Source organism: uncultured Kluyvera sp. (genome assembly GCF_902485085.1).
GTDB lineage: Bacteria > Pseudomonadota > Gammaproteobacteria > Enterobacterales > Enterobacteriaceae > Kluyvera > Kluyvera ascorbata.
Genome location: NZ_CABTJS010000162.1, coordinates 37,994 through 53,174, shown reverse-complemented (window position 1 = coordinate 53,174; position 15,181 = coordinate 37,994). Strand labels below are relative to the sequence as shown.

General features: G+C 54.1%; 13 protein-coding genes and 1 tRNA gene. 7 read left to right on the top strand and 7 right to left on the bottom strand.

Annotated elements, in window-relative coordinates; translation table 11 throughout:
- Window positions 1-32: 32 nt before the first annotated feature.
- Window positions 33-109: transfer RNA gene (locus RDN66_RS19990), tRNA-Met, on the bottom strand.
- Between the two features lie 200 nt (window positions 110-309).
- Window positions 310-675, bottom strand: a complete 366-nt coding sequence (locus RDN66_RS19985) for a hypothetical protein (protein WP_202216233.1) — start codon at window positions 673-675, stop codon at window positions 310-312.
- Between the two features lie 206 nt (window positions 676-881).
- Here RDN66_RS19985 and RDN66_RS19980 point away from each other — a divergent pair, with 206 nt between their 5' ends.
- From RDN66_RS19980 to RDN66_RS19960, 5 genes are read left to right on the top strand one after another with little or no spacing between them, the layout of a single operon-like run.
- Window positions 882-1,208 (top strand): HMA2 domain-containing protein, encoded by a 327-nt coding sequence (locus RDN66_RS19980; protein ID WP_072011359.1) that lies wholly within the window; start codon window positions 882-884, stop codon window positions 1,206-1,208.
- A 19-nt stretch (window positions 1,209-1,227) separates the two neighbouring features.
- Complete coding sequence (locus RDN66_RS19975) at window positions 1,228-1,926, top strand: YtxH domain-containing protein (protein ID WP_051910728.1); 699 nt, start codon at window positions 1,228-1,230, stop codon at window positions 1,924-1,926.
- Window positions 1,910-2,221: a hypothetical protein gene (locus RDN66_RS19970; protein ID WP_123650119.1), complete on the top strand. Its 312-nt coding sequence runs from the start codon at window positions 1,910-1,912 to the stop codon at window positions 2,219-2,221. The genes RDN66_RS19975 and RDN66_RS19970 overlap by 17 nt, the downstream gene beginning before the upstream one ends.
- Entirely contained in the window at window positions 2,208-2,516 is a 309-nt protein-coding gene (locus tag RDN66_RS19965; RefSeq protein ID WP_035892678.1) for a YtxH domain-containing protein, read from the top strand. The genes RDN66_RS19970 and RDN66_RS19965 overlap by 14 nt, the downstream gene beginning before the upstream one ends.
- A complete protein-coding gene (locus RDN66_RS19960) occupies window positions 2,513-4,597 on the top strand; it encodes a heavy metal translocating P-type ATPase (protein WP_308538133.1) in 2,085 nt (694 codons plus the stop codon). The genes RDN66_RS19965 and RDN66_RS19960 overlap by 4 nt, the downstream gene beginning before the upstream one ends.
- Window positions 4,598-4,671: 74 nt before the next feature.
- Here RDN66_RS19960 and asnB read toward each other — a convergent pair whose 3' ends face one another.
- The 5 genes from asnB to nagB all read right to left on the bottom strand — a co-directional run bounded on the left by asnB (window position 4,672) and on the right by nagB (window position 10,783).
- The gene (gene asnB, locus RDN66_RS19955; protein WP_035892681.1) at window positions 4,672-6,336 is read right to left on the bottom strand and encodes an asparagine synthase B; all 1,665 of its coding nucleotides are present in this window, start codon (window positions 6,334-6,336) and stop codon (window positions 4,672-4,674) included.
- Between the two features lie 390 nt (window positions 6,337-6,726).
- Complete coding sequence (locus RDN66_RS19950; protein WP_035892682.1) at window positions 6,727-7,479, bottom strand: HAD-IIA family hydrolase; 753 nt, start codon at window positions 7,477-7,479, stop codon at window positions 6,727-6,729.
- Between the two features lie 68 nt (window positions 7,480-7,547).
- Window positions 7,548-8,768 (bottom strand): N-acetylglucosamine repressor, encoded by a 1,221-nt coding sequence (locus tag RDN66_RS19945; protein ID WP_035892684.1) that lies wholly within the window; start codon window positions 8,766-8,768, stop codon window positions 7,548-7,550.
- A gap of 8 nt (window positions 8,769-8,776) precedes the next feature.
- The gene (gene nagA, locus RDN66_RS19940) at window positions 8,777-9,925 is read right to left on the bottom strand and encodes an N-acetylglucosamine-6-phosphate deacetylase (RefSeq protein WP_308538132.1); all 1,149 of its coding nucleotides are present in this window, start codon (window positions 9,923-9,925) and stop codon (window positions 8,777-8,779) included.
- A 57-nt stretch (window positions 9,926-9,982) separates the two neighbouring features.
- Complete coding sequence (nagB, locus tag RDN66_RS19935; RefSeq protein ID WP_035892686.1) at window positions 9,983-10,783, bottom strand: glucosamine-6-phosphate deaminase; 801 nt, start codon at window positions 10,781-10,783, stop codon at window positions 9,983-9,985.
- A gap of 341 nt (window positions 10,784-11,124) precedes the next feature.
- On the opposite strand from nagB, the gene nagE reads away from it, so the two are divergent.
- Together nagE and glnS are read left to right on the top strand one after the other, a co-directional pair.
- Window positions 11,125-13,074 carry a PTS N-acetyl glucosamine transporter subunit IIABC gene (gene nagE / locus RDN66_RS19930; RefSeq protein ID WP_202216229.1) on the top strand — a complete coding sequence of 650 codons (1,950 nt, stop codon included), beginning with the start codon at window positions 11,125-11,127 and terminating at the stop codon, window positions 13,072-13,074.
- A 187-nt stretch (window positions 13,075-13,261) separates the two neighbouring features.
- Entirely contained in the window at window positions 13,262-14,920 is a 1,659-nt protein-coding gene (gene glnS / locus RDN66_RS19925; RefSeq protein ID WP_035892688.1) for a glutamine--tRNA ligase, read from the top strand.
- The last annotated feature ends 261 nt before the right edge of the window (window positions 14,921-15,181 follow it).

The window sequence follows — 15,181 nt, the reverse complement described above, 5'->3', positions numbered from 1 at the left end:
TCTACCAATTTCGCCACTCCCGCAAAAAAAGATGGTGGCTACGACGGGATTCGAACCTGTGACCCCATCATTATGAGTGATGTGCTCTAACCAACTGAGCTACGTAGCCATCTTTTTTTTCGCGTTACCTTATCGGCGTTGCGGGGCGCATTATGCGTATTGAGCCCAATACCGTCAACACCTTTTTCAATGAAATTCACCGGAATGTGACTGTTTGGTTGGGTTGTGAACAGCCTGGCGCATTATTCGGCAATTATTGGTTATTTCGCGTTAAATCATGCCATCAATACATCCGGATTCACTGCAAGGTTATCGCGTTAATACGCTAACAAGAGAAACCACCGGACCACCCACGGTACGCTTAAGCGCGCCGAAAGCCAGCGTTTTTAATAAATGACTGGCCCCTACGCGTAGGGTGTTCTCGATGTAGCTCTTATCTTTCTGGCTGCTAAGCCATTGCGCCTGTTCCAGCTCATTAAGCAGGGTTGAGGCAGAAATACGCGCGGGATCGAAGCTTACCGCCACGGAACCGGCATATAAGCGGTGAATCACCTCTTTAATACCGTCACGGGTGCGCAGTTGCTCAATCAACTTTTCAACCTCGTGCGGATGGCGCTGGATCCAGCTTGAGCGGATGCGGATGCGATTGGGGGTCTGGTGCAGGTAAGGAGTCATAGCCGCCTCATTTTTACTTATATAGTGGTAATGAGAGTAATTTATATTTGCATTCCGCCCGTGTCCAGCCTTCACCGCACGCAGCGCAAAAAAGAATCGGACGCTCCCTTTTGACGCATCGCAAGAGAAGGGCGATTAGTGCTATCTGGCGTTTTCTATCTGTGATTTCATTAATACCACCTATAAATATCAGGGTATTAAATGATATGCCTGCTGAATCCTTGGGCGACTTACTGACTTTGCGCCGCTTTGTTGAAGTGGCACACCATATCCCCGGGCGCTTACGCCTGCGGTTTTCCAACAAGCTTATAGCCAGCCTTAGCCAGGGGAAGCTCAAGCAGCTTGATGCTTATTGCTCTCCTGAAGGGTACCTCCGGCGTTATCAGATCAATAGCGATACCGGCTCTATCGTCCTTGAGTACGATGCAGCCGCGATTCGCCCGCACATCCTCAATCAGCTGTTTGGTCAGGATGGCGAGCAGGCCCAGCAGGCGCTGGAGCAACTGGCCGCCATTCTTAGCCCCTCTCACTAAATGAAAAAGGACAGTCATCATGAGCACCAATGACAACAACGCACAGCAAGTTCCACCGGCCGGTTACTATCCGCCATACGGCTACCCGTGGTATCCGTACCCACCAATGCCGCAGGGAATGGCGTGGCCGCAGAACGGGCAGGTTCCTCCTCAGCCACAGATGCCACCGCAGCCGCAAATGCAGATGCCACCACAAATGGCGATGGGTTTCCCACCTATGGGCTTCCCTCCGGCACCTCAGGGCGCAGTACCTCCGCAGTTTGCTCACCCGCATCACCATCATCACCATGCTGCCGCGCAGCAGGGCGTGGACTGGAGCCAGTACGCGCAGCACGTGGTTGATGGCGCGATGGGCGACCAGGCTGGCCTGCTGAAAAATATCATCAGCACCGTTGGGATGGACGACAAAGAGTTCTGGAAAGGGGCGATGGTTGGGGCGGCAGTGACGCTGCTGCTGACTAACGATTCCGTGCGCGGCATGCTGATGCAAACGCTGGCGGGCGCAGGTGACATGCTCAAAGCCGGTTCCAGCAAAGTCAAAGACGGCGTGAAGAATAGCTCTGAGGCCATCAAAGAGACGGCAACCTCCAGCGCGGCTATCTTTCGCGACACCATGAAAGCAGGGAAAGAGGGCTTTCAGGAGTCCGTAGAGCGCCATCGCCAACCGGGTGCCATGCCGTTTGATGATGAGGACGTAGCGGATGAACAACAGCCGTGACAGACAAAACCGAGTAGGCCGCGCCGCTATTGCCGGCGCGCTTGTCGGGGGAAGTGCTGCCTGCGCACGTGAATGGCAGCGCTACCAGCAAAATGAACAAACGCTGAATGAAGCGGCCTGCACGGTGATGAAGGCGACGGCGAAGGCCAGTCTTATCAGCGGAACGGTGATGGCGATAGCGGATGCCAATAAGACCCGTCCGCTGCAGTCCGTGCTGACCCTTATCGGGGTGGGTGCCGCTTCTCTTTATCTTATGGATGCGATAGCTAAGCGAGGAAACGATGAATCAGCCTGAATACCTGTACAACCCGTGGACCGGTGCGTGGGAACGTAATCCGGCAGCCATGCCGGTGCAGGCACCAGCGGCAACGACAAGCAATAGCCGCACCCACCTGTTAACCGGGCTGGTGGCCGGAGCGGCAATCACCTACCTTCTGACCAACCGTAACGTACAGCAGGGGATCACCAATACGGCGAGTAAAGCCTGGGGTACCGTGCGTGGCGAAATGGAAGAGATGAAAGAACGCATTGCCGATCTGCAGGCGGAACTGGACTACTACCGTAGCCAGAATAAGGATGAGATCGAGTGAGTGCGGTAGGCGAACGGGTTACCGTCGTTCACCAGATCCCCGGACGTGTGCGCCTGCGAATCGCGGCGCTCGGTGACTATCCGGATGCCGCCGGGTGGCTGAAACAGCAGATCCTGACGCTGCCAGGCGTCAGCGGTGTGCGCATTCGTCCTTCGGCGCGCAGTGCGGTGATCCAATGGGATCGCGCGCGAACGTCACTTACCGCCATTGTGGCGGCGGTGGATGCTCTGGACTGGCAAACGGCGGACGACTGCGAATTTGAAACCGAATACTGCGGCGGCGATAACCTCCTCAACCTCGCTGGGTTGGCGCTAACGCAGGTGCTGCCGCCTCGCTGGGCGCGTCTACCGGCGGCGCTGTTGACCGCTCCAACTATCCTGGAAGGGGCGAATACCCTGAGACAAGGGCAGTTGAAGGTCGAAGTGCTGGATGCGCTGGCGTTGAGTTTGTCGATGCTACGCGGGGATAACCGTACCGCCATGCTGACGCAGTCGCTGCTGACGCTCGGTGAGTACATGGAACAGGAGACCAGCCGTCACTCGGATGCGTTGCTGGCCGACCTGATGCAGCCGCGCGAGCACCCGGTATGGGTTGAGCGCGATGGCGAAAGCGTGGAGATCAACAGCAGCGAGCTGGTGGCGGGCGATGTGATGCTGCTTGGCCCGGGGGATAATATCCCGGCCGACGGCACGGTGCTGCGCGGTATTGCTCAGGTCAATCAGGCGTCGATGACCGGGGAAAGCGTGCCGGTACGTCGTGAACCGGGCTCCTGGGTCTATGCGGGAACGCAAATCCAGGACGGAAACGTCGCGATTACCGCCGAGCAGGTTGGGGAGTCTTCCTCGACGGCGCATATTCGCCGCTTTATCCGCGATTCGCTGACCCAGCGTAGTGAAACTCAGCAGGTTACTCAGGCCATGGCCGACCGTCGCGTCGGCATCACGCTTGGCGTGGGTGCGGCGGTGTTTGCCATGACCCGTAGCTGGCAGCGTCTGGCCTCCGTCTTCCTCGTGGACTATTCCTGTGCGCTGAAGCTCAGTACGCCAATCGCTTTTAAATCGATTATGTACCGGGCTGCGCAGAACGGTCTGTTGCTGAAAGGTGGGCGAGCGATTGAGAAGCTGGCGGATGTCGATACGGTGGTGTTCGATAAAACCGGCACCCTGACTCACGACGAGATGCAGGTGACGGACGTCATCAGCTTCAACGACCAACTGGTGCAGGCCAAGCGTCTGCTGGCGATTGCTGCCTCGGTAGAAGAGCACAGTAATCATCCGCTGGCTCATGCGGTCGTGGCGGCGGCAGAACACCACGAACTGCCGCATATTGCGCATGGTGAAGTGGAGTATGTCATTGCACATGGTCTGCTTTGCGCGCTGGAAGATCATCAGCTGGTGATTGGCAGCCGCCACTTCCTGGATTGCCACTACGACATCGATTTCACGCCGTATGAAGCGGAGATCGATGAACTGGCGGCCCAGGGGCGGCACCTGCTGTTTATCGGTTTTGATAATCAACTGGTGGGGATGATCGGCCTGCAGGATCATCTGCGCGATGAAGCCTCTGAAGTGATTGAGCAGCTTAAAGCGTCCGGCATTCGCCAGGTGGTCTTGCTGACTGGCGATCGCGCTGAGAAGGCGTGCCAGCTTGCAGAACGCGTAGGCATTGACCGCTACGTTGCCGAAGCCACGCCGGAGAGTAAGGTCGAGGTGGTGAAAGCGTTGCAGGAGGCGGGGCACAAGGTGATGTTCGTGGGGGATGGTATCAACGATGCGCCGGTGCTGACGCAGGCGGACGTTGGTTTAGCCATGAACCAGAGTACCGAGCTGGCACAGCAGGCGGCGGACGCCGTGCTGTTGCAGGACAATCTGTTCGGCGTGATTACCGCGCGTCAACTCTCGCTGGAGGCAATGAAGCTGGTGAACAGCAACATCAAGCTGACCGAGTGGGTGAACAGCGCCATTATGCTGGCAGCGGCGCTGGGCTGGTTGACGCCGGGGGCGAGTGCCATGTTGCATAATGGGACGACGCTGGGCGTGTTGCTGCGATCGCTGGCAGCGAAGAAGGGGCGTGGGGAGTAGTTTTGCTCTCACCCCGGCAAATAAAAAGCCCCTGATGTCACCATCAGGGGCTTTTTTCTATCTTACGACCACGCTTACTTGTAAGCCGACTGGTGCACGCCTACCGCACGACCAGAAGGATCGTCCATGGTTTTGAACGCTTCATCCCACTCAATTGCTTTCGCGGAAGAGCATGCAACGGATGGGCCGCCTGGGACGCATTCCGCAGCGCTTGGCACCGGGAATAGCTCTTCAAAGATTTCACGGTACAGATAGCCTTCTTTAGACGTCGGCGTGTTGTACGGGAAGCGGAAATGCGCGGTTTCCAGTTGCTGATCGGTCACCTGTTTCGCCGCCACTTCTTTCAGCGTATCAATCCAGCTATAGCCTACACCGTCGGAGAACTGCTCTTTCTGGCGCCATGCAACGCTTGCTGGCAGATACGATTCGAAGCACTCACGCAGCACGTGTTTTTCCATCTTGCCGTTGCCGCACATTTTGTCCTGCGGGTTGATGCGCATCGCCACGTCGAGGAATTTTTTATCCAGGAACGGTACGCGTGCTTCTACGCCCCAAGCGGACATCGCCTTGTTAGCACGCGCGCAGTCGTACATGTGCAGCGCCTGCAGTTTACGCACGGTCTCTTCATGCAGTTCTTTGGCGTTTGGCGCTTTGTGGAAGTACAGGTAGCCGCCAAACACTTCATCAGAACCTTCACCGGACAGCACCATTTTGATGCCCATCGCTTTGATTTTACGTGACATCAGATACATCGGTGTAGAGGCGCGAATGGTGGTCACGTCGTAGGTTTCGATGTGATAAATCACGTCGCGAATCGCATCCAGGCCTTCCTGCACGGTGAAGTGAATTTCATGGTGCACGGTACCCAGGTGGTTTGCCACTTCCTGCGCGGCTTTCAGGTCAGGAGACCCTTCCAGGCCGACGGCGAAGGAGTGCAACTGCGGCCACCAGGCTTCTGAGCGTTCCTGATCTTCTACACGGCGTGCGGCGAATTTTTTGGTGATAGCTGAAATGACCGAAGAATCCAGGCCGCCGGAAAGCAGCACGCCGTACGGTACGTCAGACATCAGGTGGCTTTTCACCGATTCTTCCAGCGCCTGGCGCAGTTCGTTTTTGTCGGTGACGTTGTCTTTAACCGCATCGTAGTCGAACCAATCACGCTGGTAATACTGACGGATTTCACCGTCTTTGCTCCACAGATAGCTACCGGCAGGGAACTCCTGAATGGTGCGGCAAACTGGGGTCAGTGCTTTCATTTCAGAAGCGACGTAGAAGTTACCGAATTCGTCGTGACCCATGTACAGCGGGATAATACCGATATGGTCGCGGCCAATCAGGTACGCGTCTTGCTCGCTGTCGTACAGCGCGAAGGCGAACATCCCTTGCAGATCGTCGAGGAATTCTGGACCTTTTTCCTGATACAGCGCGAGGATGACTTCGCAGTCAGAACCGGTCTGGAACTGGTAGCGGTCACCGTATTCAGCGCGCAGCGCCTGATGGTTGTAGATTTCACCGTTGACGGCCAGAGCGTGCGTTTTCTTTTCGTTATACAGCGGCTGGGCACCGGCGTTGACGTCAACAATCGACAAGCGTTCATGCGCGAGAATCGCTTTATCACTTGCGTAGATCCCAGACCAGTCCGGGCCACGGTGGCGCATCAGGCGTGAGAGCTCAAGCGCCTTTTTACGCAGCTCGACCGCATCAGTTTTAATATCCAGTACACCGAAAATAGAACACATAGACTTCTCCGTTAACCCTGTTGTGCTGTGAAATTGTGCGGCGCTGTACTGTCGCAGCGTCTTTGCATGACTAAAAAAATGCCGTAAAGGGTGAACAGGTGCAAGGTTTTTTCAGCCCCTGAAAGAAATAATGCAATAGGGGTTAATGAATACTAAAAAATACGTACGTTAACTTCTCTATTATTGATGAATTGTCATTTTAAACGTGTTTTTTTTAGTGAATCTGTTTTCTGTGGGGCAAGTTGTTAGCCAACTCTTCAGATATTACCGGGTGACGTTAGAACGGGTCTAAGCAACAGAAAAAAAAGATGAGAGAAGTCAGAGGGATTCGTTGGACCGATGCCCGAGCGGGCACCGGTGTTGCCGCTGCCATTTGCAGCGGCTGGATCATTAAAGGATATCGATTTCGGCAACCGATGGGTAAATCCACGACGGGCGGAACGGCATATTATCGATGTCATCAACGGTGGAGACGCCAGAGAGAACCAGAATGGTCTCGAGCCCTGCCTGGAAGCCAGCCAGAATATCAGTGCGAAGATTATCGCCGACGATAACCGTCTGCTCTGAGTGTGCCTGCATTTTGTTAAGGGCGGCGCGGATGATCCACGGGCTTGGCTTGCCAACAACAAACGGCTTACGGCCAGAGATTTTTTCGATACCGGCGCACAGTGCGCCACAGGCTGGGTAATAACCACGGCCATGGGTATCAGGGTTCGTTGCGATGAAGCGAGCGCCATTGGCGACGAAGAATGCCGCCTTGTGCATCATTTCCCAGTTAAAGGAACGTGTTTCACCCACGATAACGAAGTCCGGGTTGACGTCGGTAATGGTGAACCCGGCTTTATAGAGCTCGTGGATCAATGCCCCTTCACCAACCACGTAGGCTTTTTTCCCTTCCTGGCGGCGCAGGAAATCGGCGGTTGCCATGGCGGAGGTATAAAACACGCTGTCAGGCACGTCGATGCCTGCGGTGGCGAAGCGGTTTGCCAAATCCTGGCCCGTCTGTGAAGGGTAGTTGGTCAGACAGAGAAACGGCATACCTTTATCCAGTACGCGTGCGACGAATTCTGCTGCACCCGGCACGGCAACGTTGTCGTGCATCAGCACGCCGTCAATATCACAGATTACATTCTGAATGGTCATGGACTACCTGGCGTTTGTTTTTAAAGAGGCGTAATTATACACGTTATCCCCGGCGTTGCCTCTTAGGACTAACCTTCCAACAAATGTTGTAGCAGGATACCGTTGAGCATTGCGCGCTTGACCAGCGCAAATGCGCCAATCGCGGAGCGGTGGTCGAGGGTTGAACGTACCACCGGCAGATTCTTGCGAAAAGCCTTTAAAACCTGCGTGTTAATGCAGCCTTCAATGGCGGGCAGCAGGACGCGGTCGGCCTCGATGATTTCACCGGCAATCACCACTTTCTGCGGGTTAAACAGGTTAATGGCAATGGCGATGGTTTTACCGAGATGACGGCCTACATGCTCAATCACTTCGGTTGCCAGCGCGTCGCCCTTGTTAGCGGCTTTGCAGATAGTTTTGATGTGGCAATCGTCGAGCGTCACGCGGCTTTGGTAGCCCTGCTCCAGCAGATGGCGGACGCGTTGCTCAATGGCGGCATTGGCGGCCACGGTTTCCAGACAGCCAAAGTTACCGCAGTGGCAGCGCTCGCCGAGCGGATCGACCTGAATATGACCAATCTCACCGACGTTGCCGTTGCGGCCGATAAAAATGCGCCCGTTGGAGATGATGCCTGCGCCGGTACCGCGATGCACGCGCACCAGAATGGAGTCTTCACAGTCCTGGCTTGCACCAAAGTAGTGCTCGGCCAGCGCCAGGCTGCGGATATCGTGGCCCACAAAACAGGTCACTTTAAAGCGTTTTTCCAGCGCTTCAACCAGACGCCAGTTTTCCACCGGGATGTGCGGCATATAGCGAATAACGCCGCTCTCAGGATCAACCAGCCCAGGCAGAATCACTGAAATAGCAATCAGCTCACGAATTTTACGCTGGCACGATTCAATAAAAGTGCCGATGGTGTTAAGCAAGGCATGTTCCAGCGTTTCCTGGGTGCGCTCAGGCAGCGGATAGTGCTCTTCAGCAACCGCTTTACTGCTTAGATCGTACAGCGTGAGGGTCGTGTCGTGACGGCCAAGGCGAACGCCAATGGCGTGGAAATTACGGGTTTCGGTAATGATGGAGATAGCGCGGCGGCCTCCGGTGGAGGCCTGCTGATCGACTTCTTTGATCAATCCGCGCTCAATAAGCTGACGCGTGATTTTGGTCACGCTGGCGGGAGCAAGCTGGCTCTGCTCGGCAATCTGAATACGCGAGATTGGCCCATGCTGGTCAATCAGGCGGTAAACGGCCGCGCTGTTAAGCTGTTTTACGAGGTCAACATTACCAATTTGAGCTTGTCCGCCTGATGTCATACTTTCTCTTACTCAGTAACGACCTCGTTGCCATTAACGATGGTCTTGATGATTTTAAAGTCGTGCGTGAATGCGGTCAGGTTCGCGACCTTGCCCGGTGCAATGCTGCCGAGACGTTTTTCAACGCCAATGGCGCGAGCAGGGTAGAGCGTTGCCATGCGAAGCACTTCGTCGAGCGCAATATTGGCATGTTCTACCAGATTGCGAACGCCTTCGATCATGGTCAGCGAGGAACCGCTCAATGTACCGTTTTCATCAACACAGAGTCCATTACGGTAGTATATTGTTTTACCAGCAAAAATGAACTGATCAATATCGGCACCCGCCGGTGCGGTGGCATCGGTTACCAGACACAGCTTATCGCCTTTCAGGCGCTTGGCGTTACGGATATTGATGTAGTCCACGTGTAGGCCGTCAGCAATGATGCCGCAGTAGATTTCGTTCGCATCCAGGATAGCCCCGGTCAGACCCGGTTCGCGGCCAGACATATAAGGCATCGCGTTAAACAGGTGCGTCGCGAAGGTGATACCTGCGCGGAAACCTACGCGTGCTTCTTGCGCGGTGGCGTTGGAGTGGCCCGCAGAAACGACGATACCGGCATTGGCCAGCGCGGTGATGACTTCCGGTGCAACCATTTCGGGTGCCAGGGTCACTTTGGTGATGACGTCTGCGTTATCACAGAGGAACTTCACTAATTCAGCATCGGGTTTACGCACGAAGCTTGGGTTGTGAGTGCCTTTTTTCACCAGATTTAACCACGGGCCTTCAAGGTGCAGACCTAGCGCCTGGTTAGGATGCTTCGCCAGATATTCGCGCATCACGCGGATACCCTGTTTCATCAGGTCGTCGCTGGTGGTGATGAGCGTAGGCAGATAGTTAGTGCAGCCCGATTTCTCGTTGGCTTTCTGCATGATTTCCAGCGTTTCAACGGTGACCGCTTCGGCGGTGTCGTTGAACTGCACGCCGCCGCAGCCGTTAAGCTGAACGTCGATAAAACCAGGGGCGAGAATGCCGCCATTAACAGAACGCTGTTCGACGTTCGCTGGTACATCGGCCAGTGGGCAAATATGTTCAATAAGGCCATTGGCGACGATAATCGCATGGTCATCCAGAATTTCGTGGCCAGTATAGATTCGGCCATGGGTTAATGCATACATTACGACCCCCGGTGTTCTAAAAATTTGTCCCGCGGTAGATCACGGGACGATAAGACATTACAGACCTTTAATATTTTCAGCTTCTAATTCATTGAAATATTTCAGGGTCTTGACCTTCAACTCCATGGTAGAAGGTTCGTCGCAGACAATCAGCGATTTCGGATGCAGCTGCAGACAGGTGATGGTCCACATATGGTTAACGTTGCCTTCAACCGCTTGCTGCAGCGCCAGCGCTTTAGTTGATCCCTGCACCAGAATCATCACTTCTTCAGCGTCCAGCAATGTACCTACGCCAACGGTCAGCGCGTATTTTGGTACCAGTGCAACGTCGCCGTCAAAGAAACGGGAGTTTGCGACGCGGGTTTCATGCGTCAACGTTTTGATACGGGTACGGGAAGAAAGGGAAGACGCCGGTTCGTTGAACGCGATGTGACCATCGTTGCCCACGCCACCCATAAACAGGTGAATTTTGCCGTAAGAACGAATTTTTTCTTCATAACGACGACATTCTGCGTCAACATCCGGCGCGTTGCCGTTCAGCAGGTTGATATTTTCTTCTGGGATATCAATGTGGTCGAAGAAATTGCGGTGCATGAAGCTGTAATAGCTTTCCGGATGCTCTTTTGGCAGACCAACGTATTCGTCCATGTTGAAGGTGACGACATGCTTAAAGCTCACCTGGCCCGCTTTATGCATTTCAACTAATACTTTATAGGTTGCCAGCGGGGTGCCGCCGGTTGGCAAGCCGAGGACGAATGGACGGTCCGCGGTAGGTTTGAAAGCATTGATACGGTTAACGATGTGGCGGGCAGCCCATTTGCCGACTTGTTCAGCGTTAACGAGAGGAATCAGTCTCATTCTTCACCTCAAAATGTAAAATGTAAGAAGTTGGCGGATGGCATCTCCGTACACGCTTTAAGCGTCACCTGTTTGCATCGTCAGGGAGCAATCCGTTTTGATTTTTTGAATCATAAAATAAGTTTTCATGGTTAGCCAGCGAAAGGGAGTGGTGATAACAATATTTGGTGACAATAGTCACAAAAAACACGTGTTTAATTTGCGATACGAATTAAACTTCCACACACTCATAATCCTCAGAGTTGTGATTGCAGTTTACAAGACATCGCAGTGTCATGCTTTTTTGCACAATAAAAAAATGGCTTAAATGAGCCGTATCGGGGTCTCGTAGGGGGAATAAGATGAATATTTTAGGGTTTTTCCAGCGACTAGGTAGGGCGTTACAGCTCCCTATCGCTGTGCTGCCGGTGGCGGCGCTGTTGCTGCGATTCGGTCAGCCAGACTTACTTAACGTGCCGTTCATCGCACAAGCGGGCGGGTCTATCTTTGATAACCTGGCGCTGATTTTTGCCATCGGTGTGGCATCCAGCTGGTCTAAAGACAGCGCGGGTGCAGCAGCATTGGCAGGCGCAGTCGGTTATTTCGTACTGACTAAAGCAATGGTCACCATCAACCCAGCCATTAACATGGGTGTCCTGGCGGGTATCATTACCGGTCTGGTCGGTGGTGCCGTTTATAACCGTTGGGCGGGTATCAAACTGCCTGACTTCCTGAGCTTCTTCGGCGGCAAACGCTTCGTGCCGATCGCCACTGGCTTCTTCTGTCTGGTGCTGGCAGCCATCTTTGGCTACGTGTGGCCACCGGTGCAGAACGCCATCCACGCAGGTGGTGAGTGGATCGTTGGCGCTGGCGCGCTGGGCTCCGGTATCTTTGGTTTCATCAACCGTTTGCTGATCCCAACTGGTCTGCATCAGGTGCTGAACACCATCGCCTGGTTCCAGATTGGTGAGTTCACCAACGCGGCCGGTGCGGTCTTCCACGGTGACATCAACCGCTTCTATGCGGGTGACGGCACTGCGGGTATGTTCATGTCCGGCTTCTTCCCAATCATGATGTTTGGTCTGCCGGGTGCGGCGCTGGCGATGTACTTCGCAGCACCGAAAGCGCGTCGTCCAATGGTTGGCGGTATGCTGCTGTCCGTGGCGGTCACCGCATTCCTGACCGGTGTAACCGAGCCGCTGGAATTCCTGTTCATGTTCCTGGCGCCGGTACTGTACCTGCTGCACGCGATTCTGACCGGCGTTAGCCTGTTCATCGCAACGCTGCTGGGTATCCACGCGGGCTTCTCCTTCTCCGCAGGCGCTATCGACTACGTGTTGATGTACAGCCTGCCGGCAGCAAGTAAGAACGTCTGGATGCTGGTGGTAATGGGTCTGGTCTTCTTCGTTATCTACTTCGTCCTGTTCAGTGTGGTTATCCGCATGTTCAACCTGAAAACACCAGGTCGTGAAGATAAAGACGACAACGTGGTGACTGAAGAAGCGAACAGTAACACCGAAGAAGGTCTGAATCAGCTGGCAACTAACTACATTGCCGCAGTTGGTGGTACTGACAACCTGAAAGCGATTGATGCCTGTATTACCCGTCTGCGCCTGACCGTAGGCGACTCCGCGAAGGTAAGCGACGCGATGTGCAAACGTCTGGGCGCTTCCGGTGTGGTGAAACTGAACAAACAAACCATCCAGGTTATCGTGGGTGCGAAAGCTGAGTCTATCGGCGACGCGATGAAGAAAGTCGTTGCGCGTGGCCCGGTTGCCGCAGCAGCAGCGGAAAGCGCAGCGCCAGCAGCACCAGCGGCGGCAAAACCGCAGGCTGTGGCTAACACCGCGACCGTAGAAACTCTGGTTTCTCCGATTACCGGTGATGTGGTTGCACTGGAGCAGGTTCCTGATGAAGCCTTCGCCAGCAAAGCGGTCGGTGACGGTGTGGCGGTTAAACCAACGGATAAAACCGTAGTTTCCCCAGCAACGGGCACCATCGTGAAAATCTTCAACACCAACCACGCGTTCTGCCTGGAAACTGACAAAGGCGCGGAAATCGTTGTCCACATGGGTATCGATACCGTGGCGCTGGAAGGTAAAGGCTTCAAACGTCTGGTTGAAGAGGGTGCAGAAGTGAAAGCGGGTGAGCCAATCCTGGAAATGGACCTGGACTTCCTGAACGCCAATGCGCGCTCGATGATTAGCCCGGTAGTTTGCAGCAACAGCGATGATTTCGGCGGTCTGGTGATTAAAGCCGAAGGTCATGTGGTTGCCGGTCAAACGCCACTGTATGAGATTAAAGGTAAATAACTGCTCCTGAGTAAAGTGAGTTAAGTGCCTTAAGCGGCGGGGGGAAATCCTCCGCCGCTTTTTTTTGCAGCAAATACCCCCATATTCGATATTCCATCGCCTTTTTTGTGCAACAAATAGTTGTCTCCGGGCGCGGCTTATAAGATCATGTGCCGTTATACGTTGTTTACGCTTTGAGGAATCCACGATGAGTGAGGCTGAAGCCCGCCCGACTAACTTTATTCGTCAGATCATTGATGAAGATCTGGCTACCGGTAAGCACAACACGGTGCATACTCGTTTTCCGCCAGAGCCGAATGGCTATCTGCACATCGGCCATGCGAAATCCATCTGCCTGAACTTTGGCATTGCGCAAGATTATCAAGGCCAGTGCAACCTGCGTTTCGATGACACCAACCCGGTTAAAGAAGATATCGAATACGTTGAGTCCATCAAAAACGACGTCGAGTGGTTAGGTTTTCACTGGTCTGGCAACGTCCGTTACTCTTCTGATTACTTCGATCAGCTGCATGCCTACGCGGTCGAGCTTATCAACAAAGGCCTGGCGTACGTTGATGAATTAACGCCTGAGCAGATCCGCGAATACCGCGGTTCGCTGACCGCACCGGGCAAAAACAGCCCGTACCGCGATCGCAGCGTGGAAGAGAACCTGGCGCTGTTCGAAAAAATGCGTACCGGCGGCTTTGCTGAAGGTACTGCCTGCCTGCGCGCTAAAATCGATATGGCTTCGCCGTTTATCGTCATGCGCGATCCGGTGCTGTACCGCATTAAATTTGCCGATCACCACCAGACCGGCACTAAGTGGTGCATCTACCCGATGTACGACTTTACTCACTGCATCAGCGATGCGCTGGAAGGCATTACGCACTCCCTGTGTACGCTGGAATTCCAGGACAACCGCCGTCTGTACGACTGGGTGCTGGACAACATCACCATCCCGGTTCACCCGCGCCAGTACGAATTCTCGCGCCTGAATCTGGAATACACCGTGATGTCCAAGCGTAAGCTGAACCAGCTGGTAATGGAAAAACACGTAGAAGGCTGGGATGACCCACGTATGCCGACCATTTCCGGTCTGCGTCGTCGTGGTTATACCGCGGCGTCTATCCGTGAATTCTGTAAGCGCATCGGCGTCACCAAGCAGGACAACACCATTGAGATGGCTTCGCTGGAATCCTGCATTCGCGAAGATCTCAACGAAAACGCGCCGCGCGCAATGGCGGTTATCGACCCGGTTAAACTGGTTATCGAAAACTACCCGCAGGGCGAAAGCGAGCTGGTTTCTATGCCTAACCATCCGAATAAGCCGGAAATGGGTAGCCGTGACGTGCCGTTTAGCGCTGAGATCTGGATCGACCGCGCGGACTTCCGTGAAGAAGCCAACAAGCAGTACAAGCGCCTGGTGATGGGTAAAGAAGTTCGTCTGCGTAACGCCTATGTGGTGAAAGCAGAGCGCGTAGAGAAAGATGCTGAAGGCAATATCACCACCATCTTCTGTACCTACGATGCTGATACCCTGAGCAAAGACCCAGCAGATGGTCGTAAAGTGAAGGGCGTCATTCACTGGGTTAGCGCGGCACATGCGCTGCCGGTTGAAATTCGTCTGTACGACCGTCTCTTCAGCGTGCCAAACCCTGGTGCCGCAGAAGACTTCCTGTCGGTAATGAACCCAGAGTCACTGGTTATCAAGCAGGGCTACGCTGAGCCGTCTCTGCAGGCCGCTGAAGCCGGTAAAGCGTTCCAGTTCGAGCGTGAGGGTTACTTCTGCCTGGACAGCCGCTACACCACGGCTGAGAAGCTGGTGTTTAACCGTACCGTTGGTTTACGAGACACCTGGGTGGGGTAATTAACACCCAATAATAAAAACGCCGCCCATGCGGCGTTTTTTTTGCCTCGTTTTTAACGAAAACTTTCGTTGGAATAACGGTGTTCTTTCGGATGAAAAAATACGTCCCTCATAGTTTCGCGTAGCGAATTAATGCAAACCTTCTAAGCCTAAGCGCTTCTTCATTTTTGATCTCTTCTATCACAGAAACATTATGTAAACGCTCTCATTCACATTTAACCCAGAGCCCACAAGGCCTGACGTGAATATGTTTCAATAACG

What these genes read in the sequence shown, in the direction of transcription:
- RDN66_RS19980 (WP_072011359.1), top strand. Translation starts at nt 882, where the DNA reads ATGCCTGCTGAATCCTTGGGCGACTTACTGACTTTGCGCCGCTTTGTT.
- RDN66_RS19945 (WP_035892684.1), bottom strand. Translation starts at nt 8,768, where the DNA reads ATGACATCAGGCGGACAAGCTCAAATTGGTAATGTTGACCTCGTAAAA.
- RDN66_RS19965 (WP_035892678.1), top strand. Translation starts at nt 2,208, where the DNA reads ATGAATCAGCCTGAATACCTGTACAACCCGTGGACCGGTGCGTGGGAA.
- glnS (WP_035892688.1), top strand. Translation starts at nt 13,262, where the DNA reads ATGAGTGAGGCTGAAGCCCGCCCGACTAACTTTATTCGTCAGATCATT.
- asnB (WP_035892681.1), bottom strand. Translation starts at nt 6,336, where the DNA reads ATGTGTTCTATTTTCGGTGTACTGGATATTAAAACTGATGCGGTCGAG.
- RDN66_RS19950 (WP_035892682.1), bottom strand. Translation starts at nt 7,479, where the DNA reads ATGACCATTCAGAATGTAATCTGTGATATTGACGGCGTGCTGATGCAC.
- nagA (WP_308538132.1), bottom strand. Translation starts at nt 9,925, where the DNA reads ATGTATGCATTAACCCATGGCCGAATCTATACTGGCCACGAAATTCTG.
- RDN66_RS19970 (WP_123650119.1), top strand. Translation starts at nt 1,910, where the DNA reads ATGAACAACAGCCGTGACAGACAAAACCGAGTAGGCCGCGCCGCTATT.
- nagB (WP_035892686.1), bottom strand. Translation starts at nt 10,783, where the DNA reads ATGAGACTGATTCCTCTCGTTAACGCTGAACAAGTCGGCAAATGGGCT.
- RDN66_RS19985 (WP_202216233.1), bottom strand. Translation starts at nt 675, where the DNA reads ATGACTCCTTACCTGCACCAGACCCCCAATCGCATCCGCATCCGCTCA.
- RDN66_RS19975 (WP_051910728.1), top strand. Translation starts at nt 1,228, where the DNA reads ATGAGCACCAATGACAACAACGCACAGCAAGTTCCACCGGCCGGTTAC.
- nagE (WP_202216229.1), top strand. Translation starts at nt 11,125, where the DNA reads ATGAATATTTTAGGGTTTTTCCAGCGACTAGGTAGGGCGTTACAGCTC.